The organism is Streptomyces sp. CB02058, from assembly GCF_001905505.1.
Classification (GTDB): Bacteria; Actinomycetota; Actinomycetes; order Streptomycetales; family Streptomycetaceae; genus Streptomyces.
Genome location: NZ_LIPG01000007.1, coordinates 538,918 through 565,071 on the forward strand (window position 1 = coordinate 538,918; position 26,154 = coordinate 565,071).

19 protein-coding genes and 2 pseudogenes are annotated in these 26,154 nt (G+C 69.5%); 14 read left to right on the plus strand and 7 right to left on the minus strand.

The window, feature by feature from the left end; genetic code table 11:
- Positions 1-360 precede the first annotated feature (360 nt).
- From AMK10_RS38355 to AMK10_RS33245, 7 genes and pseudogenes are all read left to right on the plus strand, one after another.
- Positions 361-2,108 (plus strand): annotated as a pseudogene (locus AMK10_RS38355) (glycoside hydrolase domain-containing protein).
- Positions 2,109-2,142: 34 nt separating this feature from the next.
- On the plus strand, positions 2,143-3,081 hold the full coding sequence (locus AMK10_RS33220; protein ID WP_073752814.1) for a penicillin-insensitive murein endopeptidase: 939 nt from the start codon (positions 2,143-2,145) through the stop codon (positions 3,079-3,081).
- 237 nt (positions 3,082-3,318) lie between these two features.
- A complete protein-coding gene (locus AMK10_RS33225; protein ID WP_073752816.1) occupies positions 3,319-4,521 on the plus strand; it encodes an NAD(P)/FAD-dependent oxidoreductase in 1,203 nt (400 codons plus the stop codon).
- A 38-nt stretch (positions 4,522-4,559) separates the two neighbouring features.
- Complete coding sequence (locus AMK10_RS33230) at positions 4,560-5,498, plus strand: sigma-70 family RNA polymerase sigma factor (RefSeq protein ID WP_073752818.1); 939 nt, start codon at positions 4,560-4,562, stop codon at positions 5,496-5,498.
- A gap of 290 nt (positions 5,499-5,788) precedes the next feature.
- Positions 5,789-6,856, plus strand: coding sequence for a Dyp-type peroxidase (locus AMK10_RS33235; RefSeq protein WP_073752820.1), 1,068 nt, complete (start codon positions 5,789-5,791; stop codon positions 6,854-6,856).
- On the plus strand, positions 6,853-7,650 hold the full coding sequence (locus AMK10_RS33240) for a family 1 encapsulin nanocompartment shell protein (protein WP_073752822.1): 798 nt from the start codon (positions 6,853-6,855) through the stop codon (positions 7,648-7,650). The genes AMK10_RS33235 and AMK10_RS33240 overlap by 4 nt, the downstream gene beginning before the upstream one ends.
- 113 nt (positions 7,651-7,763) lie before the next feature.
- Complete coding sequence (locus tag AMK10_RS33245; RefSeq protein ID WP_107428545.1) at positions 7,764-9,062, plus strand: diaminopimelate decarboxylase; 1,299 nt, start codon at positions 7,764-7,766, stop codon at positions 9,060-9,062.
- A 338-nt stretch (positions 9,063-9,400) separates the two neighbouring features.
- Here the strand turns inward: AMK10_RS33245 and AMK10_RS33255 are convergent, their stop codons facing one another.
- The 4 genes from AMK10_RS33255 to AMK10_RS33270 form a co-directional block, all read right to left on the minus strand.
- On the minus strand, positions 9,401-9,757 hold the full coding sequence (locus AMK10_RS33255) for a GNAT family N-acetyltransferase (RefSeq protein WP_073752826.1): 357 nt from the start codon (positions 9,755-9,757) through the stop codon (positions 9,401-9,403).
- 34 nt (positions 9,758-9,791) lie between these two features.
- Positions 9,792-10,217, minus strand: a complete 426-nt coding sequence (gene panD / locus AMK10_RS33260; protein WP_073752828.1) for an aspartate 1-decarboxylase — start codon at positions 10,215-10,217, stop codon at positions 9,792-9,794.
- A gap of 180 nt (positions 10,218-10,397) precedes the next feature.
- Complete coding sequence (locus tag AMK10_RS33265) at positions 10,398-12,227, minus strand: FG-GAP-like repeat-containing protein (RefSeq protein ID WP_073752830.1); 1,830 nt, start codon at positions 12,225-12,227, stop codon at positions 10,398-10,400.
- Between the two features lie 67 nt (positions 12,228-12,294).
- Positions 12,295-13,014 (minus strand): hypothetical protein, encoded by a 720-nt coding sequence (locus AMK10_RS33270; protein ID WP_073752832.1) that lies wholly within the window; start codon positions 13,012-13,014, stop codon positions 12,295-12,297.
- 374 nt (positions 13,015-13,388) lie between these two features.
- Here AMK10_RS33270 and AMK10_RS33275 point away from each other — a divergent pair, with 374 nt between their 5' ends.
- Complete coding sequence (locus AMK10_RS33275) at positions 13,389-14,483, plus strand: hypothetical protein (RefSeq protein ID WP_073752834.1); 1,095 nt, start codon at positions 13,389-13,391, stop codon at positions 14,481-14,483.
- Positions 14,484-14,523: 40 nt separating this feature from the next.
- The gene (locus AMK10_RS33280) at positions 14,524-15,024 is read left to right on the plus strand and encodes a hypothetical protein (protein WP_073752836.1); all 501 of its coding nucleotides are present in this window, start codon (positions 14,524-14,526) and stop codon (positions 15,022-15,024) included.
- Positions 15,025-15,088: 64 nt separating this feature from the next.
- Here AMK10_RS33280 and AMK10_RS33285 read toward each other — a convergent pair whose 3' ends face one another.
- Both AMK10_RS33285 and AMK10_RS38360 read right to left on the minus strand, forming a co-directional pair.
- The gene (locus AMK10_RS33285) at positions 15,089-16,615 is read right to left on the minus strand and encodes an NHL domain-containing protein (RefSeq protein WP_073752838.1); all 1,527 of its coding nucleotides are present in this window, start codon (positions 16,613-16,615) and stop codon (positions 15,089-15,091) included.
- Between the two features lie 235 nt (positions 16,616-16,850).
- Positions 16,851-17,102, minus strand: a pseudogene (locus AMK10_RS38360) (isochorismatase family protein); the annotation flags it as partial.
- A gap of 198 nt (positions 17,103-17,300) precedes the next feature.
- Here AMK10_RS38360 and AMK10_RS33295 point away from each other — a divergent pair.
- The 5 genes from AMK10_RS33295 to leuD all read left to right on the plus strand — a co-directional run bounded on the left by AMK10_RS33295 (position 17,301) and on the right by leuD (position 23,577).
- A complete protein-coding gene (locus tag AMK10_RS33295; protein WP_241839749.1) occupies positions 17,301-17,711 on the plus strand; it encodes a hypothetical protein in 411 nt (136 codons plus the stop codon).
- A gap of 1,509 nt (positions 17,712-19,220) precedes the next feature.
- On the plus strand, positions 19,221-19,730 hold the full coding sequence (locus AMK10_RS33310) for a hypothetical protein (protein ID WP_073752842.1): 510 nt from the start codon (positions 19,221-19,223) through the stop codon (positions 19,728-19,730).
- Between the two features lie 646 nt (positions 19,731-20,376).
- Positions 20,377-21,546, plus strand: coding sequence for a LeuA family protein (locus tag AMK10_RS33315; RefSeq protein WP_073752844.1), 1,170 nt, complete (start codon positions 20,377-20,379; stop codon positions 21,544-21,546).
- 27 nt (positions 21,547-21,573) lie between these two features.
- Positions 21,574-22,983 (plus strand): 3-isopropylmalate dehydratase large subunit, encoded by a 1,410-nt coding sequence (gene leuC, locus AMK10_RS33320; protein WP_073752846.1) that lies wholly within the window; start codon positions 21,574-21,576, stop codon positions 22,981-22,983.
- 6 nt (positions 22,984-22,989) lie between these two features.
- Positions 22,990-23,577 carry a 3-isopropylmalate dehydratase small subunit gene (leuD, locus tag AMK10_RS33325; protein WP_073752848.1) on the plus strand — a complete coding sequence of 196 codons (588 nt, stop codon included), beginning with the start codon at positions 22,990-22,992 and terminating at the stop codon, positions 23,575-23,577.
- Positions 23,578-23,668: 91 nt separating this feature from the next.
- On the opposite strand, the gene AMK10_RS33330 is transcribed toward leuD, so the two are convergent.
- Positions 23,669-26,154 (minus strand): condensation domain-containing protein (locus AMK10_RS33330; protein ID WP_143195002.1); only part of this gene is annotated, 2,486 nt, incomplete at its 5' end.

Consider the following 26,154-nt stretch of genomic DNA (forward strand, 5'->3'; position numbering starts at 1 on the left):
AGGTGAAGCAACTCCACTCCGCAGCAGGATGGTTGTGCCGGAGGTCTGATCCTGTGGCAGACAGTGATGGTGTGGACACGCCATAACGAAGGGGGCCAGACTCGCCTCAGCCCTCTACGGGGAAACCGGGAAGGACTCACAACGGAGGCGCCGTGCCAACGCGTACGATCCGGCCCGCGCTCAAGATGTGTCATGGCCATGGCAATATCACTGCACGGCCGTGGGCCCCGCACCTTCCACAGGGTGCGCGGCCGATCGGACACGGCCGCGGGCGGGCGCCGCTCGCGGCCGAACCGGATCGGACCTGCCGTTCCGCGCTCCTCCCCCACCCTCCCCCCACATCCGAGCAGGAGTGAACCGATGTCGTCCTGGATCCCCTGGCGCGCCCGCGCCGGAACGGCCCTGCTGGCAGTGCTCGCCGGTATCGGCACGTTCGCCGCCCCCGCCCCCGCCCTGGCGGATTCCTCGCCCGAGAACCGGCAGAGCGTGACCTACCACGGCTACCGCATCGAGGTGCCCGCCGAATGGCAGGTGGTCGATCTGGCCGAGAACCCGCGTGCCTGCCTCCGGTTCGACAGACCCGCCGTCTATCTGGGCGAGCCCGCCGAACAGAGCGACTGCCCCGCCGGAGTCGTCGGCCGTTCGGCGGGCATCGTCGTGGAGCCCATCACCGCCCGCTCCGCCGGACAGACGACGGCGGCGACCGCGCGGACCCAGCGGGGCCGGGCCACCGCGCCGTCCACCACGTCCACCGACGGCACCATCCGGATCGCCGTCGAGGACGCGGGCGTCCTCGTGACCGCCGCCCACACACCGGAGACCGAGACCCTCGTTCGCGACGTCCTCGCCTCCGCCGAGCTCACCCGGGGCGCCGAGCGCACCGAGCTGCCCAGCACGGCCCAGCGCGCCGACGTCACCCCCTCGGCCGCGGCCGGACCGCAGCCAGGCACCTACCTGGGCAAGGGCTTCGACGCCTGCGCGGCGCCCTCCCAGGCCGCCATGGACGCCTGGCAGGCAAGCTCGCCGTACAGCGCGGTCGGCGTCTACATCAGCGGCTCGTTCCGGGGCTGCGCCCAGCCGAATCTGACGGCGAGCTGGGTGACCAGCCAGACCGGCAACGGATGGCGTCTGTTCCCCATCGACGTCGGCCGTCAGGCACCGTGCACCAGCTACTCGCTGAAGATGTCCAACGATCCGGCCACCGCCAAGTCCCAGGGCGTCACCGCGGCGGCCGGGGCCATCACCGCCGCCGCGGGCCTCGGTATCCCGGCGGGCAGCGCCATCTACAGCGACATCGAGGCGTACACCTCCACAGCCGCCTGCAAGGCGTCCGTGCTGTCGTACCTCTCCGGGTGGACCGAACGACTGCACAGCAGCGGCTACCTGTCGGGCTTCTACTCCAGCGCCGCCTCCGGGATCAGGGACGCAGCAGCCGAGTACGCCAACGGCGCCTACACACGGGTCGACCACCTCTTCTAGTGTGGTGGAACGGCGCCGCCGACACCGACACCGGTTCCTACGTGCCGTCCTCCTCCTGGTCCGGCCACCAGCGGATCCACCAGTACGCGGGCGAGGTCACCGAGTCGTACGGCGGCTACTCGATCAACATCGACCGCGACTACCTGGACGTGGGCAATGGCTCCACCCCCGCACCCACCTGCACCGGGGCAAACCTCGGCTTCACCTCGTACACCACCGTCCAGAACGGCTCGACCGGAGACCGGGTCAAGGCCGCACAGTGCCTGCTCAAGTCCGCCGGCTTCGACCCGGGCACGCCCGACGGGATCTTCGGCCCCGACACGACCGCCGCCGCCCGGAACTTCCAGGCCGGCAAGGGGCTCACGGCCGACGGTGTGGTCGGCGCGAAGACCTGGACGGCCCTGCTGTCCCGCGGTTCCACCCCGACCGTCCAGGACGGCTCGACAGGAGAGGCCGTCACCCGGCTGCAGCGCGCGCTGACCGCCGCACTGGGCCGGACGGTGTCCATCGACGGCGTCTTCGGGTCGGGCACCGCCCAGGCCGCACGCGACTACCAGTCCTCGCGCGGGCTGGGCGCGGACGGCATCGTCGGGCCCGCCACCTGGAGCGCCCTCCAGGCCGGGAAATGACCAGACGAATGAAGAGGAAGACGAGGCAGAAGCCGTGAGACGACTCGCACGCATCATCACGCTGTTCACCGCCCTGGCGGGCCTGCTCCTCGGCCTGGGCGTACCCGCGCAGGCCTTCCCGCAGGCGGCGTTCCCGCTGACCAGCAACGGCAGCCGGGGCTCCGACGTCGTCGCGCTGCAGCACCTGCTCGCCGCGCACGGCCGCTCCGTGGCGGTGGACGGCGTCTTCGGAACGGGCACCCGGAGCGCCGTGCTGAGTTTCCAGGAGTCCAAGGGCCTGACCGCGGACGGCACCGTCGGGCCCGCCACCTGGGGGGCACTCGCCCTCACCGTCCGACAGGGCGACAACGGGCCGGCGGTGACGGCCCTCCAGTCGCTCCTCAATGCCAAACGGGGCGCCGGCCTCTCGGCCGACGGGGCCTTCGGGCCCGCCACCGCCACCGCCGTCCGCGCCTTCCAGTCCCATGCGGGAATCGGCGCGGACGGTGTCGCCGGGCCGGCCACCTGGCAGAACCTGCTGTGGCACTACGAGAAGATCGACTTCGGCGGCAGCACGATGTGCGCGCAGAGCCCCGACGGGAACGCGGGCGCACACTGGGCGACTGCCGGCGCCGTCGGCCAGCTGGAGGCAGCCGCCGCCGGCTTCGCCGCCACCGGAAACGGCAGACTGCCGGTCGGCGACGCGGGCTTCGAGCACGGCGGCGACATCCCCGGTCACGGCAGCCACGAGGTCGGGATGGACATCGACGTGTGGCCGGCCCGCACCGACTCGGCGCAGTGCACCGCGGGGCGCATCACCTGGCAGTCGAGCACCTACGACCGCGCGGCGACCCGCAGGCTGGTGCAGGAGATCCGGGCGAAGGCCCCCGGCCACGTCCAGCTCATCTTCTTCAACGACCCGCAGCTGATCGCGGAAGGGCTGACCACGAGCTACGCCAACCACGACAACCACCTGCACATCCGCTACCGGTAGCGGCCCGGCCGCGGACCCGGGCCCGGGTCCGCGGCACCCGGCGGATCACCAGCGCGGCGCCACGTACGCGGATGCTCCTCCCAGGTCCGTGAAGCCGCGATGCGCGCCCCGCCCCGGGTTCGCCGCCACCCCGGGCTCCACTTCGACTGTGACCCAGGTCACAATCGATTCCTGTCAGCAATCGGCCCCCTGTCCCGGTCAAGTCAGTAGGAACGAGCGACCAGACAGGAGCCTCACATGAAGCACCGCATCGTCGTCCTCGGCGCCGGTTACGCCGGGGCGTACGTGGCCGGGAACCTGGCGCGGCGGCTGTCCGCCGCGGACATCGAGATCACCGTGGTGAACGCCGAACCGGACTTCGTCCAGCGGCTGCGGCTGCACCAGCTCGCGGCCGGGCAGGACATCGAGGCTCCGCAGCTCGCCGACGTCTTCGCGGGGACGGGGATACGGCTGCGCCTGGCCCGTGTCACCGCCGTCGACCCCGAGCGACAGGTCGTCGCCCTGGCCGACGACGAGGGCGGGAGCGAGCTCGGCTACGACACGCTTCTCTACGCGCTCGGCAGCCACGGCGCCGACCAGGGCGTCCCCGGCGCGGCCGAGCACGCCTTCGACATCGCGAGCAGGCCCTCGGCGCTGCGCCTGCGCGAGCGCCTGGACAGCCTGAGCAGGAGGGACGGTGGCGGGAAGGTGCTGGTCGTCGGTGACGGGCTGACCGGCATCGAGACCGCGACCGAGATCGCCGAGTCCAGGCCCGGCCTCTCGGTGACTCTGGTCGCCCGCGGAGAGCTGGGCGCCCGGCTCTCCCCCGGGGCCCGGGACCACCTGCGTGCGGCCTGCGCACGGCTGGGCATCACCGTTGTGGAGCACACCCGCGTCGAAGCCGTCGAAGCGACGCGAGCGCTGTGCGCGGACGGCACGGCCGTGGTGTCCGACGCCACCGTGTGGACGGCCGGCTTCACGGCCGGCCCCATCGCCGCCGCCGGCGGGCTGGCGGTCACCGACAACAACCGGATCGTCGTGGACCGCACGATGCGGTCGGTCTCGCACCCGAACTTCTACGCCGTCGGCGACAGCGCCTTCGCCATCGGCGACAACGGCCTGCCGCAGCCGATGTCGTGCGCGTCGGCCGGCAACACCGGTATGCAGGCCACGGTCGCGATCGTGGCACAACTGACCGGCCGGAAGGTCTCGAAGACCCAGCTCAAGTACATCGGCAACCACATCAGCCTCGGGCGCCGCGACGGCATCCTGCAGATGGTCGACGGCGAAGGGCGGGCCAAGCCCAAGTACACCGGCGGCGGGAAGGCCGCGCGGATCAAGGCGGGCATCGTCTGGATGTCGCTCTGGGCGATCTCGCACCCTACCTTCAGCCTGCCCAAGCGCAGGCAGCGCATGGCCGCCGCCGTGCCGGACACGTCCGCCGCGAAGACGTTCGCGTAACCGTCTCCGTTCGCACAACCGCCTCACAGGGGTACCGAGTGGACAGCACAGCGATCGATCGCTTCGAGGCCGGCCGGAACCGGCTGGCCTCGCTGGCGTACCGGCTCCTCGGCTCCGCCGTCGATGCCGAGGACGCCGTACAGGACGCGTTCCTGCACTGGCAGGCGGCCGACCGGCAGCGGATCGGCGTGCCGGAGGCGTGGCTGGCCAAGGTCGTCACCAACCTGTGCATCGACCGGCTCCGCTCGGCACAGCTCCGCCGCGAGCGCACCGCCGGGGCCTGGCTGCCCGAACCGCTCCTCGACGGCGATCCGATGCTCGGCCCCGCCGACACCTTCGAGCAGCGCGAATCGGTCTCCCTGGCCGTGCTGACGCTCATGGAGCGCCTGTCGCCCCATGAACGGGCCGTCTACGTGCTGCGCGAGGCCTTCTCCTACGCCCATGCCGAGATCGCGGAGATCCTCGACATCACCGAGTCCGCCAGCCAGCAGCACCTCCACCGCGCCCGGCGCCGCGTCACCACCGCGCGCCGGGGCGACGGCGAGGTGGACCCGGCGTCCGCTCGCAGGATCGTCGAGGAGTTCCTCGCGGCTGCCACCTCGGGCCGCACCGAACGGCTGGTGGCCCTGCTCACCGACGACGCGAACGCGATCTCCGACGGCGCCGGCCTGGCCCGGAGGCTGATGCGGTTCGACACTCCGCAAAAGATCGCCGCCGTCGCACGGGCGGGTTTCAGGCCCACACCCGCGAAACGACAGTTCGCGGGAGGCACGTCCGCCGTCCACTACGCACACGTCAACGGCGCTCCCGCAGTCCTCTTCGTGCCCGGCGACAGGATCCTCGGGGTCGTGACGTTCGACGTGGCGGACGACAGGATCGCCACGGTGCGCGGCATCGCCGCCCCGGCCCGCCTCGTCCGCCTCACCGAGGCCTGGCGGCGGTACGAGGCCGACCCTCCGCTCATCGCCCAGTGGTGACGGTCCCCCGGTGCCGGACGGCACCGGGGGACGAACGCGTCCGGACACGACGAGCGGACCGGGGCGGGCCCCGGGGGCAGGTGACGCGGTGATGCCAGCTCAGTACCGAGTCGGCACTACGCATGTGAGCCTGCCCGCGTCTCCTGTTCCGCGCCGTACACCAGCCCCATCCGCACTCGTACGGAGAGCGGGCGATCGGCGTCGCCCGGCCGGACCGGGCGGGCGTGCGGCCGGGTGCGGGGTGTGGGTTAGTGGCAGTGAGCCCCGTCCGCCAGCCACGGAGTGCGCGCATGTCCGACGCCGTACCGGAACCCGTCGTGGTCCAGCCCGTCGTAGCACCGCTGACCAGCGCAGCCGTGATCCTGGTCGCGACGATCGAGCCGGGCGGCGAGGCCGCCGTGCGTGAGGTGCTTCCCGACCTCGCGGCGTTCGCGCGCTCGATCGGCTTCCGGGTGCCGAACGCCGGGCTCGCGTGTGTGACGGGCTTCGGGTCGGACGCCTGGGACCGCCTCTTCGCCGGCCCCCGGCCTGCCGGGCTCCACCCCTTCCAGGAGCTGAGGGGGCCGCTGCACCACGCTCCGGCCACACCGGGCGATCTGCTGTTCCATGTCCGTGGCGAGCAGATGGACGTCTGCTTCGAGTGGGTCTCCCAGCTGCTCGGCCGGCTCGGCGACGCGGTGAAGGTCGTCGACGAGGTCCACGGTTTCCGCTACTTCGACCACCGTGACCTGCTCGGTTTCGTCGACGGTACGGAGAACCCGGTGGGCGACGACGCCAGGGCCGCAGCCCTGATCGGTCCGGAGGACCCCGACTTCGAGGGCGGCAGCTACGTCGTCGTACAGAAGTACCTGCACGATCTGGCCGGCTGGAACGCGCTGAGCACCGAGCAGCAGGAAAAGATCATCGGCCGTACGAAGTTCACCGACATGGAGCTCTCCGACGACGTCAAGCCCGCGGATTCACATGTCGCCCTCAACACCATCACCGGGGCCGACGGCACCGAACGCGACATCCTGCGGGCCAACATGCCCTTCGGCAATTTCGGACAGGGCGAGTTCGGCACGTACTTCATCGGGTACGCGGCCGATCCCTGGGTCACCGAGCAGATGCTCCGCAACATGTTCCTGGGCAGTCCGCCCGGCATCCATGACCGCATTCTCGACTTCTCCACGGCGGTCACCGGCACCCTCTTCCACGCCCCTCGCGCCGATTTCCTCGACGCTCCCCCACCGCCGCCCTCCCCCGCCGCGACGACCGCCGCCCCCGAAACCCGGCCGCAGCCGCGGCCCCGGGATCCGGCGGAGACGCGCGACGGTTCGCTGCGTATCGGCAGCCTGCGAGAAAGCGCCCCGCGATGAACAACCTGCACCGTGAGCTCGCCCCCGTCACCGATGCCGCCTGGGACCAGATCGAGGAGGAGGCCACGCGCACCTTCACCCGTCATGTCGCCGCCCGCCGGGTCGTGGACGTCAGCGATCCGCAGGGCCCGGCGCTGGCGGCGATCGGTGACGGACATCTGCGTGACATCGACCCGCCCGCACCGGATGTGATCGCCCGCGCCCGCACGGCGACGCCCGTCATCGAGTGGCGGGTCCCCTTCACCGTGACCAGGGCGGCGGTCGACGACGTGGAGCGCGGCTCCGAGGACAGCGACTGGCAGCCGGTGAAGGACGCGGCCCGCACCTGCGCGTTCGCCGAGGACATGGCCGTCATCGACGGGTACGCGGCGGCCGGCATCACCGGTCTGCGGGACGGCTCCTCGCACGCCCCGGTGCCGCTCCCGGCGGACGCGCGCGACTACCCGGCCGCAGTGAGCCAGGCGCTGACCAAACTGCGGCTCGCCGGCGTGGACGGGCCGTACCGGCTGCTGCTCGGCGCCGACGCGTTCACCGAGGCCACCGAGACCTCCGACCACGGATACCCGGTGGCCACCCATCTGGCCAGGCTGCTGGACGACCCGATCCTCTGGGCGCCCGCCGTCGCCGGCGGGGTGCTGCTGTCCACCCGGGGCGGCGACTTCGAGCTGTGTCTGGGCCAGGACCTGTCCATCGGCTATCTGGACCACGACGCCACGAGCATCCGGCTCTACTTCCAGCAGGCGTTCACCTTCCGGATGCTGACTCCCGAGGCCGTGATCCCGCTCATCGCCTGAAGGCTCCGACCTGCGAGGCTCCCATCGACGAAACCCGCCGCACGCCGCCGGCCCCCGAGGAATCCGTTCCCGCACCGCGCTCCGCCCGGTTCGCCGAGGCACTCCGCCTCGCCGTGACCGAGGGGCTGCTCGGCGAGCGGCGGCCCGTCGCCGGGTTCCTGGACGCGGACGGGGTACGCGCGTCCGTCGACGCCCTGCGGGACGCCTTCGCCGTCGAGCCCGGGGTACGGGTGCTGCACACGTTCGCGGCGAAGGCCGCCTCGCTGGTCCCGGTGCTGCGGCTGCTCGCCCGGTGCGGCATGGGCTGCGAGGTGGCGAGCCCGGGCGAGCTGCGGCTCGCGGTCGAGGCGGGCTTCCCGCCGGAGCGGATCGTCCTGGACTCGCCCGCCAAGACCCGGGACGAGCTCAGACTGGCGCTCGCGCTCGGCATCGCCGTCAACGCGGACAGTTTCGGGGAGCTCCGCCGTATCGAGGAATTACGCTCCCCCCACTCGCCCTCCGTTCTCGGGCTGCGGGTGAATCCGCAGGTGGGAGGCGGTTCCATCGGTGCCATGAGCACCGCCACGACGACCTCGAAGTTCGGGGTGGCCCTGCGTGACCCCGGTGCCAGGGAGCAGGTCGTACGCGCCTTCGCCGATCGCCCCTGGCTGACCAGGCTGCATGCGCACGTGGGCTCGCAGGGCTGCTCGCTGGAGCTCATCGCGGCGGGCATCGCCGAGACGTACAGGCTCGCCGAGGAGATCAACGGGACACTGGGTGACCGGCGGATCACGGGGATCGACATCGGTGGCGGGCTGCCGGTCAACTTCGCGGGGGACGAGGTCCGGCCCGCCTTCGCGGACTATGTGGCGGAACTCAGGAAGGCGGCGCCCGGGATCTTCGACGGGCGCTACGACCTGGTCACCGAGTTCGGCAGGTCGCTGCTCGCGAAGAACGGTTTCATCGGTGCGCGTGTTGAATACACGAAGGACGCGGGGGGCCGGCGGATCGCGCTCACCCACGCGGGCGCGCAGATCGCCACCCGTACCGTCTTCATGCCCGACGCCTGGCCGCTCCGGGTGGGCGCCTTCGACGGTGAGGGCCGTCCCCGGAGCGGGCGGCCGGTCGTCCAGGACATCGCGGGGCCCTGCTGCTTCGCCGGGGACATCGTCGCCCACGCCCGGGAACTGCCCGAGCTGCGGGAGGGCGACTTCGTGGCGCTGTACGACACGGGGGCGTACTACTTCTCCACCCCGTGGGCGTACAACAGCCTCCCCCGGCCGGCCGTGTACGGCTTCGCCGGGGACCCGGGCGGCGCGGGGCTGCGCTTCGCGCCCGTACGCGACGCCCAGTCGCTGGACGAGGTGGCGGCGGAGAGCGGGCTGCGCCACGCGGACGCGCTGACGGGGCTCTGCGGGACCGCCGGCCCGTAGGCCGCCGCCCTCACCCGGCCGGCTGGGGCGACGGCTCCGGCTCGGGCACCGGTTCGGGGTTCGGGTTGGGCGGCTGGGGAATCGGGTCCGGCGCGGGGCCGGGCGGTACGGGGCCCGGCGGTACGGGCGGCGGGGAGGGCACCGGCGTCGGCGGTCCCGGCACCGGCGGGGGCGTCGGCGCGGGCGGTACGGGGTCGGGATACGGATGCGTCATCACATGCCTCCAGCTACGGCTGACGAGGGCCGGTGGATCTCATCTCCACCGTCTCCCCGTGCGGCTGCCCTCGCCTGCCGAGTCCACACGTGCACACTGTGACGCCTGCGGTCCCGGCCGGCTGTCAGAACAGCTCGGGATGCGATTCGAGCTGCCGCTCGGCCCCGCGCACCAGCTCCTCCGGTGCCTCCGGCGCCAGGTCGGGATGGCGCTGCGCCCACCTGACGACGTACGGACAGAGCGGCACGACGGGCACCCCTTCGCGCCCCGCCATGGCATAGAACTCCCGCGCGAGGGCGCCCGCGATTCCCCTGCCCTCGTGCTCCGGCTCGACGACGGTGTGCACGGCGACGAGGGCGCCGGGCTCGGGATACATCACGAAGTACGCGATGACACCCGTGGCCGAGCCGTCCTCGTACGCCACGAGCCTGCCGTGCTCCCGGTCGTCCCGGATCTCGACCGAGGTGTTCTCTGCTGCCATGGCGGGTGCTCCCTCTTACGGGCGCGTGAGCGGGTCAGCTCCGTGCGGGAACGGCGTGCGGGCTGCGCTCGGTGCGTGTGCCCGGCACGGGGGCGGATGCGTCGGCACCCACTTCCACGATGCGGTTCGCGGCGTCGACATGCACGACGTTCGGCACGAGCGCCCGCGCCTCCGCGTCGTCGACCTGGGCGTAGCTGATGAGAATGACCAGGTCACCGGGGTGCACGAGGTGTGCGGCGGCGCCGTTGATCCCGATGACACCGGAACCGCGCTCGCCCTCGATGACGTACGTCTCGAGCCTGGAGCCGTTGTCGATGTCGACGATGTGCACGAGCTCGCCCGGCAGCAGATCCGCGGCGTCCATCAGGTCGGCGTCGATGGTCACCGAACCGACGTAGTGCAGGTCGGCCTGGGTCACGGTGGCACGGTGGATCTTGGACTTGAACATCGTTCGCATCATTGCTGTACTCCTGGACATAGGCTCCCTGCCTGCGTTTTTGCAGGTCAAGTGCTGTATCCATACTTTACAACGATTCGCATGCGCGGTCAGCTGTCCCCAGGTCTTTCAGGACTCGTGCTGCCCACTTGCCGACTCCGCTTCGCGCAGACGTGCCGTGATGGGTTGTGGGTGCCTCCGGGGTCACCGGGTCCGGAAGCGGCGGTGGAGGTTTCGGGCCACGTGTACGCCCGGCCCGCCGAAGCCGACGATGTCGACGCGTCCGTCGCCGGTGATGTCGGCGAGGAACCGGGGGTGACGGTCGACCCGCCAGGCGCCCGCGTCGTCGTTGTACCCGAATCCGCGGCACACCAGCTGGGCTTGCTCGAAGGTGCCGTCGCCGTTGTTGTGCGATACCCAGACGCCCTCGTTGCCGAAGCTGACGATATCTGGGGTCCCGTCGCCGGTGACGTCGGCCAGGAACCGGGGGTGCTTGTCGCCCCTCCATCCCTGGGCCTGCCCGTAGTCGTTCAGGACGAGCCGGGAGGGCTCGAACGTGCCGTCGCCGCGTCCGCGTGCGACGGTGACGCCCTGCGGACCGAAGCCGACGATGTCCGCTGCCCCGTCGCGGGTGGTGGCGACCACGAAACGGGGGTGCTCCCTGATCGAGCTCCATCCGTGGTCGACCCCGAAGTCGTCGAGGACGTAAAGAGGTTCGGCGAACGCCCCTTCCTCGTCCTGGATTGATACCCAGAGGCCGTCGTCGTGGCAGCCGACGATGTCGAGCCTGCCGTCACCCGTGGTATCGGCAAGGAAGCGCGGATGCTTGTCGACCAGCCAGCCACCGGCCTCCTCACTGTGGCCGAACGCCCGGAGGACGGGTTCGTCGGAGAGCGGTGCGAACTTCCCTTCCTCGTCCTGGATTGATACCCAGAGGCCGTCGTCGTGGCAGCCGACGATGTCGAGCCTGCCGTCACCGGTGGTATCGGCAAGGAAGCGCGGATGCTTGTCGACCAGCCAACCGCCGGCCTGTTTGCCATGGCCGAACGCCTTGAGGACCAGTTCGCCGCCTTCGGGTGTGAACGCCCCGCCCTCGTCCTGTGCGGACACCCGGACTCCGCCGGTACACAGGGCGACCACGTCGGGCCTGCCGTTGCCCGTCAGATCCACGACGGACCACAGATCCGACGAGTTCGGAGTGGCCACCCCCTGGTGCAGCGGGCGCTCGTCGTCGAACGTCCCGTCGCCCCGGCTGGACGAGGTCACGGCTCCTTTCGTGGATCTGATCCCCACGATGTCGGCCCGCCCCGTTCCCTCCGTGTCGGCGAGGAACCGCGCACCGACCCCGGCCCAGCGGCCCGGTTCCCCGCCGGGGGAAGGGGTGAGCGCGTCGTTCTTCCAGCCGGCGGTGTCCTGGTCGCTCCCGAACTTCTCCAGAACCAGCAGTACGTTGCTGAAGGAGGGCGTCGCGTCGGGTGCCGGCCGCAGTGCGCTCCGGTGGTGGGTCAGTCGCCAGGACTGGCGGCTGTTCCAGTGGCTCAGCGGCGCCCAGTCCAGCACGAGGTCGCTGGTGCGCTCCGGCTCGGCGGGGACGAGGCGCCACCGCTGGCTCTCCGCGAGGTCGTCGTACTCGCCAAGGACGATCCGGGTGTCGTCCTTCCCCGGTTCGTCGAGGTCGAGCACGGCGCCGTCGGCCACGCCCTCGATGAAGTAGAGGCCCGCTTCACCCGCGACGGGGACGAGGCGCCACTGCTGGCCCTCCTTGCCCGAGGCGTCCGACTGGCGGACGCCCTGGCCCGCAGCGGCTGGGGTGTCGAGCACTTTGCTGCCGGCCGTGTTGCGGATCACGTATGCGGGGTCGTCCTGCGAGCCCGGCACGGGGGTGAACTGCCACAGCTCCGGTCGCGGGCCGCCCTCGGGGTAGTCGCGGACGACGAGCGTCCCGTCCGCGGCCGGCGTGGCCTTGGCACCGAGGGGCCGGCCTGTGGCGGCGTTGACGATCTCCAGCTTCAGTTCTTGCGTGGGCACGGGCATCGTGGTGCCTCTTCCAGGCGGTTGGTGCGACGGCTCGGGACAGGTGCGGCGCGGTGGTGACCGCGGATCACGTGAAGACGTGGTGGTAGGGAACGTCCCACTCGTTGGGCAGCCGCGGGTAGAAGGTGTTGATGACCGTCCCGGTGAAGTCCCCGCCCCAGTTGTAGGTGAGCCGCGCTTCGCTGTCCTTCGCCACGGTGTGGTCCTTGAACCCGAGGATGGCGTCGGGGTGGGTGATCGGCACGAAGGTGATCCCGCCCCACGGCGTCACCGTGACCACCCACAGCTGGGTGTCCTCCATCGCACCGTTCTTCCCACGCCACTTGTCGGCCACCTTGGCGGGCAGGCCCACCTGCAGGGTGTCGGCCGTGCTCTGCGGGGCGTCCTGGTGGACGGTGACGCGCCTGCGTTGCGGCTTCGGGGTTCCGTCGTCGCCCCGCCCCGTGTCCGCGTCGGCCGCACCGGCCGGCGGGGGCGTCACCTGTCCCGCAGCGCTCTCGATGAAGTACAGCGGGCGCTGGCCGAAGAAGCCCCCGGGGGTGATGTGCCAGAGGTGGCCCTGGGCCTCCTTGGTGGCCGGGTCGAGCGCGGTGGCCAACTTCACGCCCTTGTCGTGGCTGCTCGCCACCAGTTCCGCGGGCCTCAGGTAGCCGCCGTTGAAGGCGTGAACGAGCATGACCGGCCGGTTCTCGACCAGCGCGGCCACAATCGCGTTGTCGTAGCTGTTCACCGCCACCGGGCCGCCGACCACCAAATTCGCCATTGCCGTGCGTTCTTGGGTGTACATCGCGGAAACCTCACCTGTTTCTCAATGTGGGGAAACAACGCCTCAGGCGCTCAGTGACATGGTTTATCACGCGGCATTACCGCACTCTCCATCATGCGCGAGCGCAGGTGCCTCCATAACCGAATGTGCGACCGAAGCAAATAGCCCCAAAGTGGCAACATTCGAGGTCATGGCGCTACAGCGGAGAGCAGGGAGACCCTCGATCGGGTGATCAAGAGCACCCAGGAATCTTGATCACCCGTTTGAGTGCGATGCGCATAAGTGACCACTCCACCAAAGGGAAGCCTGTTAGCTTAATTTGCCGGAGCGTGTACAGATTCCCTTTTCGCCATTTCACCGAGTGCGGTTTCGGCCAGATCAGTCGAGGACAGAAATTGCCTTCCAACGCGTACAACCTGGAACGGGCCAAGCGCCAGCCGCTGACGAAGAAGAACCTGCGGGAACTCAACATCGAGCAGACCTGGCAGTCCATCCTGGAGCACCCCAACCTGGTCTACGTCGACGACTACGGGGTGCGGCACAAGCCCGTCGGCTTCTCCGTGAACAAGTCGAGCTTCGGCTCCTTCCCGGGTACGGCGTTCGGGCTGGGCTGGCTCGCCTACATGAACCTCGGGGAGCCGCTGATCGAGGAGCGGCGCAACATCACCCAGCCCCCGCCCGATACGTTCTCCTCGCGCACCTACGTCAACCGCAGCGGCTCCGACATGAACTTCACCGACTCCGTCGACTTCAACGTGTCGAACGGGGCAACCTGGTCGCTCTCGGGAGACACCAAGCTCACCTTCGGCGGCAACGTCAGCGCCCAGCTCCAGCTCCAGCTCCAGAACAAGCTCGGCCTGAACCTTCAGGGGCAGCTGGGGACGCAGCTCAAGAACGAGATGGCGAACAAGAACGCCAACACGGTGACCAACAAGAACAGCAAGGACAGTGTGGGCGTGGACAACGCCAACACCGTCGACACCTCGGTGAGCAACGGGATGACGAACTCCGCCTCCGCCTCGATGACCGGCTCCGTGGACTTCACCACCACGGGCACCGCCTCCGGCACCGCGGGCCTCAACGCCGCCCTGGCCCAGGGCATCACGGCCTCCGTCGGCGGTTCCCTCACCACCAGCTGGGCGTCGAAATCCCAGATCTCCGGGACGGTTCCGCCGAACTCCCGCGTGGAGACCATCGTCACGCAGCGCCGAGCCCTCAAGCAGTACACGTACGAGATCCCGGTGACCTTCTCCGGGCTGCTCGCGGTGAAGTACGACGTGCCGGTGACCGTCCTGTCTCCCCCACAGCCGGACACCTACCCCGGACTCGACGAGCTGGTCGCCCGCGACATCGCCGACCTCGGCCTGGCCGGCGGTGGTTTCCGTATGAAAGGGCTGGCCGAGGTCGTCTCCGCCCTGGAGGTACACCACACGATGTTCGACGGCGAGAGCCTGACCGACAGCGAACGAGACCTGTACAAGCAGCCGTGACCGGCGGGCGGCACCGCCACAACGACCAGAGGTGACGACCATGGTGTTCAAAAACGTCTTCGACTCCGCCGGGACAGGCGCGGGACTCTTCTCGGTGACCACCGACGGCCACAAACCGCGACCGGGAGCGGGCGTCGACTTCGAGGACGCCGACGACGACACGTACGACGACACGACCACGAGCCTGTTCACCAGCGGGGTCCACGGGGCCTCCCACCGGGCGAAGATCGTGCAGGAACAGGCACCCGAAGCCCGGGCCATCCTGGGCTTCCTGGCCTCCTTCATCCAGACCACCCAGGCATCCGCAGGCACCCAGGCCGCCTACGCCCAGGACCCCGGATCCGTGTCCACAGCCGCAGCAGCCGGCATGGAGAAGTCGAGCGAGACGGTGACGCAGCACGGCGACCTGCAGAAGGACGAGGGCCTGCGGGCACCGAAGAGGGACGACTTCAAGGCGCCCGACGCCCCGGCCTCCCCCACGGCCGAAGCGCCCCCCAAGGCGCCCAAGGCCACCGCCGAGAAGCCGTCCGATCCCAAGTAGGGGTCACAGGTGCCGAGTGGCCGGGGGCGGTACCGCCCCCGGCCACTCGTGCGTACTCGTGCGTTCACACCGGGAGCAGCTGCCACTGCCGGTCGCGGTGGTCGCCCTGTGCCCCGTACTGCTTGACCACCGCTGGGGCGTTGGTATCGACGCGCAGCAGCAGACCGCTGTTGCGGTTCGCGATCTCGTACACCCGCGGGGTGTCCGTCACCGAACCCACCGGGATCAGCCTCCACTGCTGATGGTCGGCTGCGGTGCCTTCGTAGGCACGCTGCGCGACCACCGCCCCGTCGACGGTGCCTCCTCCGACGACCTCCAGGACCTTGCCGCTGCGCACGTTCTCGATCCGGTACAGGATGTCGGCCTCGTCCTGGCCGGACGCGATCAGCCGCCACTGCTGGTGTGCCCGGGGGGAGGCGAGGGACTGGTGGATCTCGGCGCCGTCCCTGGTGGACTCGCGCAGGACACCCATCCGCAGCCTGCTGCGGACGTTGGCCCAGGAAACCACCGTGCCTGACTCGGGCAGCCCGGCCATCCTCGCCGAGGCGACCTTACGCACGCGGTTGTTGAGGTGGTCGGCGATGTAGAGGGTGTCGACGCAGTCCACAGCGAGCCCGAACGGGTAGTTCAACTGGGCAGCTGCGGCCGGGCCGCCGTCGCCGCCGATTCCCGCGGTGCCCTTACCGGCGAGCGTGGAGATCTTGCCGTCCGGTCCGACCTTCCGGACGCGATGGTTGTTGTAGTCGGAGATGTAGAGGGTGCCGGTGCTGTCCACGACCACCCCCAGGGGCAGGTTCAGCTGTGCGGAGGTCGCCGGGCCGCCGTCACCGCTGAACCCCGCGGTGCCCTTGCCGGCGACCGTGCTGATGGTCCCGTCGGCCGCGACCTTGCGGACACGGTGGTTGTTCCCATCGGTGATGTAGAGGATGTCCGCGTCATCCACCGCCAATGCGTACGGGCGATTCAGCTGAGCTGAGGCCGCCGGGCCATCGTCTCCCTTGAATCCCGCTGCACCGTTCCCAGCGACCGTACTGATCTTCCCGTCCGTGCCGATCTTCCGGACCCGGTTGTTGCTGTGGTCGGAAATGTAGAGGGCGCCGGAGCTGTCCACCGCCACCCCCAACGGATAGTTCAACTGGGCCTTGGCGGCAGGACCGCCATCACCGCTGAACCCTGCGGTGCCCGTTCCGGCAACTGTGTCGATCTTCCCATCAGGGGTGATCACCCGGACCCGGTGGTTGGCGGCGTCGGTGACGTAGACACTGCCCGCAGCGTCCACCGCCACCTCACGCGGGCAGTTCAGCAGGGCCGAAACAGCGGGACCGCCGTCACCCCGGTAGCCGGCACCGGTACCGGCGACCGTGCTGATCTTCCCGTCCGTGCTGATCTTCCGGACCCGGTGGTTGTTGTAGTCGGAGAAGTAGAGGCTGCCGGTGCTGTCCAGCGCAATGCCGTACGGGCGGTTCAGCTGAGCCGCGACGGCCGGCTCGTTGTCTCCCTTGAACCCCGCGACCCCCGTCCCCGCGACCGTGCTGATGTCAGGATCGAAATTCTCGCCGCCGGCTTCCGTCCCAGCAATGCTCATCGTCATCCCTTTACTCTTCACCGGCCGCCCACTACAGCCGGTTCCAGATCGATTCCAACAAGACATGCGGGCACCCGGCCTGCAAAGTCACCAATGGGTGCCTTCACGCATTGCGTTGACGCAAGCCCCGCAGGCCCTCATGGCTGAGCCGCGGAGTCGACGGCCGGATGGACTCCGCGGCTCGGCAGACTTCGGTCAGGTTCCGGATCCCCGGCTGTGAGCCCTGTGCCACGGCGGGTGTCTCTCCGGAAAACGCAACGCCGGCCTGGCGGAAGCCCTCCAGGGTCGACGCAGTCGCGCCAGGGGCGACGCCAACCGAGTGGTCCAGGAGCACCCGGGCGCGAAAGCCGGCCTTGACGGCGTCCAACGCTGTCGCCCTCACACAGTGGTCGGTGGCGATGCCCACCACATCGGCGTCTTCCACCCCGCGGGCGCGCGGCCAGTCGGCAGGAGGTGTGCCGTGTTCGTCGGCTCCTTCGAAGCCGCTCCGAGCGGGTGGTTCGTGAGTCTTTGAATGGGTTTGCTGTCGCCTGATGGTGTGGTGGCGGGGCAGAATCCGCCGGTCCGCGGTTGGTGATCTGGTGCTGTGATCGGATGAGTGAACGCAAGCCGCACCCGAGTGACTTATCGGACGAGCAGTGGTCGTTGATCGAGCCGGAACACGCCGCCCGGGCCTTGGCCGACGACCTCCGTGCACAGATCGACGGCCTGCGGAGCCGATTGCGACAGGCCGAGCCCGTACCTGGAGCACCTCGCGATCACCCGCAAGACCGTCACCGGCCTCGCCGACCGGCTTCCGGCTGTCGCGCCGGATCTGCCGGAGCACCCGGACTGTCCCCGCATCCTCGACGCCTTCAACCACGCGACCGGGCCGCTACGAGCCAAGAACGCCTGCGAAGCCCTCGGCCACGAACTGTTGCCGAAGAACGTAGAAGGCGCCCGCGCCAAGCTGAAACGCCTGGTCAAGCTCGGTATCCTCACCGAGGCCGACACCGGAAACCTCGCGAGAAGGCCGAAGCCGGACACCTATGTCCAGCAATCGCCGGCCACAACCTGGCGTGCGTACTGGTCCTCCGGGCCGATGTCCGCAACCACCTTCTGAGCTTCTTGCACTCGACCCGTCTCACACATCAGTCGAACAAGGACGTACAGGGCGTCACGGTCGCCGTCTTCGGCGCGGTCACACAGCGCCGCCTCCATACCCCGCTCTCGAAGCGATCTGTTAAGTCTTCGACGTGCGTGGCTATCCGTGAGGGCGCGCTCCGTAAGTTCTGAAATCCGTTCCGCTCGGGCCAGCAGATCCATGTGCCACAGATGGTTGTCGTGCATGTCTGGATCGCAGGAGAAGCATTCGGCGTGGGCGCTCACCAGCGCGATCGCCTCATCCCAGTCTTGAAGCTGTTCCGCCGCCCGAGCTCGCTCCGACCAGTCCACAAGGCGAGTATCGCACCACGGAGGTTGGGTGCGGTGACGGTGATCACCACATCCCCGATGGCGGCCACACGACCCTGGCCGCCAAGCCGGCCAGAAGACGGAACTGCAGCACACGGACGGTGCTCGCCCGCGCGATCTGCGCGGTCAGAGAAGGGGCTCGCTCACCGGTACGAGGAGGGCGAAGGGACAACGCGCACCTCGGGCAGTCGCATCGGTCGTCGGAACTGCCCGAGCATGCTGCCGCACCGAGGAATTGCAAGATCCCCGACAGAGTCAAGTCAGTGATCCTTATCAGAAGTCGCTGGTGCTGTGACTGTTGACTTGGATGCTCGTTGGGTTGTTCGTGGGGAAGAGAGAGTCGCGTCCGTGGGTCGCCTCGGATGAACCGTGGTCGCTGATCGAGCGGTTTTTGCCTGATCCGGCGCCGAAACTGGTGGCAGGTCGGCCGAGAATGCCTGACCGCCAAGCGCTGTGCGGGATCCTTTTCGTGCTGCATACCGGGGATCCAGTGAAGGTTCCTGCCGCAGGGGACGAACTTCGGTTCGGGCATGACATGCTTGCGTCGGCTTGCGGCCTGGAGCGAGGCCGACGTCTGGGACCGGCTCCACGATGTGTTGTCGGCAAGGCTGTGAGCGGCGAAACGGCTGGACCGGTCACGGGCGGTGATCGTCTCCTCCCATGGGCGGGCCGCTCGGCGAGGCCCAGAAGCGGGCCCAGCCCGGTTGACCGCGCACGGCCGGGCAGCCAGCACCGCACACTCGTCGACGGGCACGGGCATCCCACTCGCGATGTGTCCGACCGGCGGAAACCGCAACGACGTCTCCCAGCTGATGCCCTTCCGGAAACGAAGATTCCCTCCGTCCCTGGACTTGCCGGACGACCACGTCGGCGGCCTGACGTCGTCTCCGGTCATGGAGTGAACGTCCGGCCCCGGACGACGACCCACCTGGTGTTCAGCTCCCCGCCACCGTGGCGGGCGGGGCTCTCCATATCCGGTCCAAGATGACCACGCTCTGTCACGCCGTGAGCACCGACATCAGTCCCGACGTACTGGGCGGCCCCCGGGGACACGATGGGCTCGTCACCATCCGCTCCACCGACCGCGGCCATCTCACCACCCCGGCCATGCCCCTCAAGATCGACCGCTCATCCTCAGAACGACAACGAGGAACACTTCATGCTTTCCGCACCCGCCAGTCCCGACCCGACCATGGAAGCCATCGGCCAGGCCGTTACCGAGGGCCTAACGGGCAACACGCTTTCTGCCCGTCAGAAGCTTCTGAACCTGTGGTCGGTGATCGGCGTCACCGGCGACCCGCTGCACCGTTGCTCAGTCGCCCACTATCTGGCAGACCTCTACGAAGATCCTGCCCAGGCCCTCGCCTGGGACGTCCGAGCCCTGGACGCCGCCGGCGCCATGACCGAGCAACGCGTCCAAGAGCACCACGCCGGCCTCAGCATCGCCGGGTTCTATCCCTCCCTCCACCTCAACCTGGCCGACAACTACCGCCGACTCGGATCCTTCGATGCGGCCACCGACCACATCAACGCGGCCAAGGAGCACGCCCCCAACCTCCGCCAGGACGCGTATGGCGCCTTGCTGCGCACCGCCGTTGATGAGGTGGCAGAGGCCATCTCCCAGCGGGACACCGCCAAACGGCCGTCCGCGCCCAGCCCCACTGCCTGACACCCCAGGCGTGCGCGTCGGAGTGGCCAGTCGATGCTCTTCGACAGCCTGCTCGCGGGGACAGACGGCGAGCACTTCACGCCGGCTCCTCAGATCGCCGACGACTGAGCGCCCTGCTCCGCAAGGACGACCATCAGTATCTCGGCATGCGGGCTCGGGCATCTTTGCGAACGACACCCGCGTGGGGCGGTAACACCCAGGGTCGCGAGCTTCTGTCTTCTCGGGCTTCGCCGAGCCTCGTAACCACCATCGGATCCAGTTTCGCCCGGACACCTGGAACCAGGTACCTATTCCAAGGTTGCGGTATTCGGCAGCAGCGCTTTTCCTGCCGCTCCGGGACGCCGGACCTGCAAGGACAAACGTGCATGGGCCGTAGTCACCCCTGCGCCGGCGCGAGGCGGTGAGGTCGAGTGGCCGGTGTCCTCCGCCGTCTCCCCCGCAGCCGTTCCTCCACCGGGTACCGCGGGGATCCATCACCAAGTCGCTGTCCAGAAGGAGGACTTCAGCTAACATCTCAACGAGATGGGCTACCCTTGATCAAGTCCACCTCCCGCCCGGAGACGCGGCGTCAGGGCGACTCTCCGTCCAGGGTGTTCATCGGCCGTTCCCCCATCGCACACCGGAGCTCACCGAGGGAGACCACCCAATGCGCCGAATAACCATCTTTGACACCACACTGCGGGACGGCGAACAGGCTCCGGGAAACGCCATGTCTCCAAAGCAGAAGTTGAATATCGCGCTCCACGTGGAGAAGCTCGGCGTCGACCGTATCGAATTGGGTTTCCCGGCCTCCTCCCCCAGTGACTTCGAAGCCGCCCGACTCATCTCCCAGCACCTGACGACGGCGCAATTCGCCACCCTCTCCCGAGCGGTCCGCGAGGATGTCGAGACCGCCGTACGGGCGGGTGGCACGGAGCGGCACGAGATCCAGGTGCTCGTCTCGGGCAGCGACCTGCACCTGGAACACAAGCGCGGGATCAGCCGTCGCGAAGGCATCCGTGAGGTCGTCGACGCCGTGGCCTACGCACGCTCCCTCGGCGTGGAGTCCATCGCTCTCGCGATCGAGGACGCCAGTCGCGGCGAGCACGATCTCCTGCGGGCCTACACGGAGGGCGCCGTCGAGGCCGGCGCCACACGCCTCGTACCGGCGGACACCTGCGGATACTCGACACCGGACCAGTACGCCGACGTCATCGCCGCCTTCCGGGAATGGGCGCCGCCGTCGGTGGGGGTCTCCACCCACTGTCACAACGACTTCGGGCTCTCCCTCGCCAACGCGGTGAGCGGACTTCAGGCAGGTGCCGACGAGGCACAGGTCACCCTGGGCGGCATTGGAGAACGGGCGGGCAACACCCCCCTGGAGGAGCTGGCCGCTCTGCTCCTCTACAAGAAGGACCATTACGGGTTCTACACCACCATCGCGACCGAGGACATGTACGCGGCCTACTCCGCGCTGCGAGACGTGATCCGGCTGCCTGAGCCGCGGACCAAGGCCGTCTTCGGCACCTACGCCTTCGGCACGGCAGCGGGTATCCACCAGCAGGGCGTGCTGCGCAACCCGGCGACGTACGAGTACGTGGAGCCGGCCAGGTTCGGCCGTGAGCGCTCCCTGCTGATCGGGCGCCACTCCGGGCGCGCCGTGCTGCGTCACCTCCTGGGAGAGCTTGGGGTCGAGGTCGACGAGGCGGAGCTGGCCGAGCTGTACCGGGTCCACATAGCCGAGCGGGTGAACGCTGACTGCGAGGACCTGGACGTCCTCAAAGAGCGACTCGGCGTGGCCTTCGCCAAGCGTGACAGCGCCGCGGCCCGGGCCTGAGTGGCGTCGGCCGAGGGACGCGTCCGCATGGGCACCACACTGTCCAGGAAGATCTGGGATCTCCATCGGGTGGCATCGTTGGGGGGCGACGACCTCCTCTACATCGACCTGCACCTGCTGCACGAGGTCAACACGCCACAGGCGTTCGACGGGCTGCGCGCGGCGGGGCGCACGGTTCGCAGGCCCGACCTGACCGTCGGGACCGAGGATCACAACACTCCCACCATCTCCGTCGACCGTGCCGTCCAGGACCCCAGGGCGGTGGAGCAGTCGGCGCTCATGCGGGCGAACTGCCAGGAGTTCGGTATCCCGCTGCACCGCCTCGGAGATCCGGGGCAGGGCATCGTCCACGTCATCGGGCCGGAGCTGGGCCTGACCCGTCCGGGGATGACCATCGTCTGCTGCGATTCGCACACGACCACCCACGGCGCGTTCGGGGCCCTGGCCCTGGGTATCGGTACCAGTCAGGTCGAGCATGTACTGGCCACCCAGACACTGCCGCTGCGGTGGCCGGGCACCATGGCGGTCACCGTGAACGGCGCACTTCCGTCCGGAGTGACCGCGAAGGATCTCGCCATGGCCCTGATCGCCCGCATCGGTACGGCGGGCGGCCGGGGCAGCATCATCGAGTACCGGGGTGAGGCGGTCACCTCCCTCTCCATGGAGGGGCGGATGACGCTGTGCAACATGTCCGTCGAAGCGGGGGCCAGGGCCGGTCTCGTCGCACCCGACGAGACCACCTTCGCGTTTCTGCGCGACCGTCCCGGCATGCCTCAGGGCGCCGACTGGGAGGCCGAGACCGCCTTCTGGGAGTCGCTGCGCACGGACGAGGACGCGGTCTTCGACCATGAGGTCGTCCTGGACGCCGCCGAGCTGAGTCCTTATGTGTCCTGGGGGACGCACCCCGGGCAGAGCGTGCCCTTGCACGACACCGTTCCGGACCCCGCCGCCATCCAGGACGAGGAGGAGCGCGCGGCGGCCGAACGTGCTCTGGAGTACATGGACTTGAAGCCCGGCACCCCGATGCACGACATCCGGGTCGACACAGTCTTCATCGGGTCCTGCACCAACGGCCGCATCGAGGATCTGCGGGTCGTGGCCGAGGTACTGAGGGGCCGCAGGGTCTCCGAGGAGGTCAGCGTGATCATCGTCCCGGGCTCGGCTCAGGTGCGGAGACAGGCCGTCGCCGAAGGGCTGGACCTGGTCTTCGCGGAGGCCGGGGCCGACTTCCGGGCAGCGGCCGGCTGCTCCATGTGCGCCGCCCTGAACGAGGACCGGCTCGGCCCGGGCCAACGTGCCGCGTCGACAACCAACCGCAACTACGAAGGACGCCAGGGCAAGGGTGCCCGTACCCACCTCGTCGCCCCGGCGGTCGCCGCGGCCACCGCCGTCGCCGGCCGACTGGCCGGGCCCGCCGACCTGGAAGCAAGGGGCTGAGCGGCCATGGCCAGGTTCACCGTCCACCGGGGCACCGCGGTACCGCTGCGCCGCAGCAACGTCGACACGGACCAGATCATCCCGGTCCGCTTCTGCACCCGGTCCACCCGGCACGGCCACGCGGACGCGCTGTTCGCGGACTGGCGCGACGATCCGTCGTTCGTCCTCAACCGACAGGAGCACCAAGGGGCGTCGGTCCTCGTCACCGGAACCGACTTCGGCACCGGCTCCTCACGCGAGTACGCGGTCTGGGCACTCCAGGACTATGGCATACGGGCCGTCATCGCCCCCCGCTTCGGGGAGATCTTCCGGGGGAACGCGGCGCTCAACGGCCTGCTGACCGTAGTCGTCCCCACCGAGGTGGTGGAGTCGCTGTGGGCGGCTGCCACCGCCGACCCGGTGACCGAGGTCACGGTGGACCTCGAACGGCTGGAGGTGCGCTGGCTCGACCGGACCCAGTCCTTCACCTTCGACCCGGAGGTACGGCGCCGGCTGATGACCGGGCTCGACCCCATCGCCGCCACCCTCTCCCACGCGGAGGAGATCGCGGCGTACGAACGCGGGCGCCGGACCCATCTGCCGTTGACGTCATGACGGTCCGCACCGCCGGCAGGCGGTGTCGCAGCCCGGTACGCGAGACGAGGGCCCCTCCTTCACCCCTTGGCGAAGGAGGGGCCCTGGTGCGTCAGTCACCCTGCGACCAGTCACCCAGCAGCCACTGTCGTTCCTCTTCGGTCATGATCTCGATCGCGTCGATGCGCAGGTCCGGGTCGGCCACCACCTGCTGGAGAACCGTGGCCCACCGCCGCACGAGCGCGTCGATGGTCGCGGTCTCGAAGAGATCCGCCGAGTACTCGATCGTGCCGTCGATACCGGCCGGCTCGCCCTCCTCCTCGAACCGCTCCCAGAGACTGAAGAAGAGGTCGAACCTCGACGTCCCCGTGTCCACCTTCTGGTAGGTGGCGGACAGCCCTTTCAGGGACAGCCGCCCCTGCGCGGTGTTCTGCAGCGCGAGCATGACCTGGAACAGAGGGTGGTGGGAGAGAGTCCGCTGCGGATTGAGCCGCTCCACCACGAGATCGAAGGGGAGATCCTGGTGTGCGTAGGCGGCCAGGTCGACCTGGCGCACCCGGTCCAGCAACTCCCGGAACGTCGGATCACCCGAGGTGTCGGTGCGCAGCACCAACGTGTTGACGAAGAACCCGACCAGATCCTCCAGCGCCCGGTCCGTGCGGTTCGCGATCGGACTGCCCAGCGGGATGTCCGAACCGGCGCCCATACGGGTGAGCAGCGCGGCCAAGGACGCCTGCAACACCATGAACAGCGTGACGTCGGATTCCTGGGTCATCCGGATGACCCCCCGGTGCACGTCGGCGTCCAGCCCGAACGGCCGCCACGCGCCCCGATAGGAGCTGACTTCCGGGTACGGCCGGTCGACGGGGAGCGAGATGCGGTCGGGCAGCCCGGACAGGGTCTTCGTCCAGTACTCGACCTGCTGGGTGAGCACGCTGTCCGGTTCGCCCTGGTCGCCGAGCAGCCGTCGCTGCCACAGGGTGTAGTCGGCGTACTGCACCGGCAGCGGCTCCCAGTCGGGAGTGGCCCCCATGGACCGCGCCCCGTAGGCCCGCGCCAGGTCCCGTGTGAGCGGACCCATCGACCAGCCGTCACCGGCGATGTGGTGCAGCACCAGGAGCAGCAGGTGGGTGTTCTCGTCGATCGTGAACACCCGGGCGCGCAGCGGCGGCTCCTTGCGCAGATCGAACGGCCGGCGGGACTCCTCCCCGACCGAGTCCTCCACGGTGTCGGCGCTGGCGGGTACGACCTCGAAGTCGACGGCCGCCTCGGCCGGGCAGAGGATCTGCTGCACAGGTGCGCCGTCGACCTCGGGGAAGATGGTGCGCAGGCTCTCGTGCCGGGCCATCACATCGTCCAGGGCCCAGCGCAGCGCCTCGACGACCAGCTCTCCCTTCAGATGGAGCGCAATGGGAATGTGATACGTGGACGACTCCTCGAAGCGCTGGAGGAACCACAGGCGTCGCTGGGCAAACGACAGGGGCAGCGACTCGGGCCGTCTCATGGGAACCACCGGTGGACGCGCAATCATGTCCGCCGAGGCCTCCAGCCTGCGCGCCAGCCCTTCCACGGTCGGGGCCTCGAAGAGGGCCCGGATCGAGACCTCGGCGCCGAGCACGGCCCGGATCCGGCTGATCAGCTGCGTACCCAGCAGGGAGTGCCCGCCCAGGTCGAAGAAGTTGTCCTCCACACCGACCGAGGACACATCCAGCACCTCGGCGAACAGGACGCAGAGCGTCTCCTCGTACGGCCCCCGCGGCGCACGGCCCTCGCCGCCGCCCTCCAGCACCGGAGCGGGCAGCGCCTGCCGGTCCACCTTCCCGTTCGAGGTCAGCGGGAAGGCGTCCAGAAGGACGACGGCAGCCGGAACCATGTACTCCGGCAGCCGGTCCCCCACGAATCCGCGCAGCTCCCGGGGGTCCGCCTCGGCGCCGTCCTCGGGGACCACGTAGGCCACCAGCCGCACCTCACCCGGGGTGTCGTCCCGCGCCAGCACGACCACGCTGCGGACTCCCGCGCAACGGGCCAGCACCGCCTCGATCTCACCCGGCTCGATGCGGAAGCCACGGATCTTGACCTGCTCGTCCGCACGCCCCAGGTACTCCAGCTGGCCGTCCGCGCGCCAGCGCACCAAGTCACCGGTGCGATACATCCGCGAACCCGCCGGACCGAAGGGATCAGCCACGAACCGCTCCGCCGTCAGACCGGGACGGTTCACATAACCACGCGCCAGACCCGGCCCGGCCAGATACAGTTCACCCGCGACCCCGACCGGAACCGGCCGCACCGCCTCGTCCAGCACATACGCCCGCTGACCCCTGATCGGACCCCCGATCGGAGGCGTACCACCCGGCTCCAGCCGCTCGCTCAGCGTGGCACAGATCGTCGCCTCGGTCGGCCCATAGGCATTGAACATCGCCCGCCCCACCGCCCAACGCCGCGACAGCTCCTCCCCCACCGCGGCACCCCCGGTGGCGATCGTGCGCAGGTCGGGCAGGTCGGTGTCCGGCAGGGTGGCCAGCAGGGCCGGGGGGAGCATCACATGGTTGACGTGGTGTTCGCGCAGGAGCGAAGCGAGTTCCTCACCCGCGACCACAC

Bases quoted from the DNA above. Each gene is read 5' to 3' on its own strand.
- AMK10_RS33225 (WP_073752816.1), top strand. From the start codon at position 3,319: ATGAAGCACCGCATCGTCGTCCTCGGCGCCGGTTACGCCGGGGCGTAC.
- AMK10_RS33235 (WP_073752820.1), top strand. From the start codon at position 5,789: ATGTCCGACGCCGTACCGGAACCCGTCGTGGTCCAGCCCGTCGTAGCA.
- AMK10_RS33240 (WP_073752822.1), top strand. From the start codon at position 6,853: ATGAACAACCTGCACCGTGAGCTCGCCCCCGTCACCGATGCCGCCTGG.
- AMK10_RS33255 (WP_073752826.1), bottom strand. From the start codon at position 9,757: ATGGCAGCAGAGAACACCTCGGTCGAGATCCGGGACGACCGGGAGCAC.
- panD (WP_073752828.1), bottom strand. From the start codon at position 10,217: ATGATGCGAACGATGTTCAAGTCCAAGATCCACCGTGCCACCGTGACC.
- AMK10_RS33265 (WP_073752830.1), bottom strand. From the start codon at position 12,227: ATGCCCGTGCCCACGCAAGAACTGAAGCTGGAGATCGTCAACGCCGCC.
- AMK10_RS33270 (WP_073752832.1), bottom strand. From the start codon at position 13,014: ATGTACACCCAAGAACGCACGGCAATGGCGAATTTGGTGGTCGGCGGC.
- AMK10_RS33280 (WP_073752836.1), top strand. From the start codon at position 14,524: ATGGTGTTCAAAAACGTCTTCGACTCCGCCGGGACAGGCGCGGGACTC.
- AMK10_RS33285 (WP_073752838.1), bottom strand. From the start codon at position 16,615: ATGACGATGAGCATTGCTGGGACGGAAGCCGGCGGCGAGAATTTCGAT.
- AMK10_RS33310 (WP_073752842.1), top strand. From the start codon at position 19,221: ATGCTTTCCGCACCCGCCAGTCCCGACCCGACCATGGAAGCCATCGGC.
- AMK10_RS33315 (WP_073752844.1), top strand. From the start codon at position 20,377: ATGCGCCGAATAACCATCTTTGACACCACACTGCGGGACGGCGAACAG.
- leuC (WP_073752846.1), top strand. From the start codon at position 21,574: ATGGGCACCACACTGTCCAGGAAGATCTGGGATCTCCATCGGGTGGCA.
- leuD (WP_073752848.1), top strand. From the start codon at position 22,990: ATGGCCAGGTTCACCGTCCACCGGGGCACCGCGGTACCGCTGCGCCGC.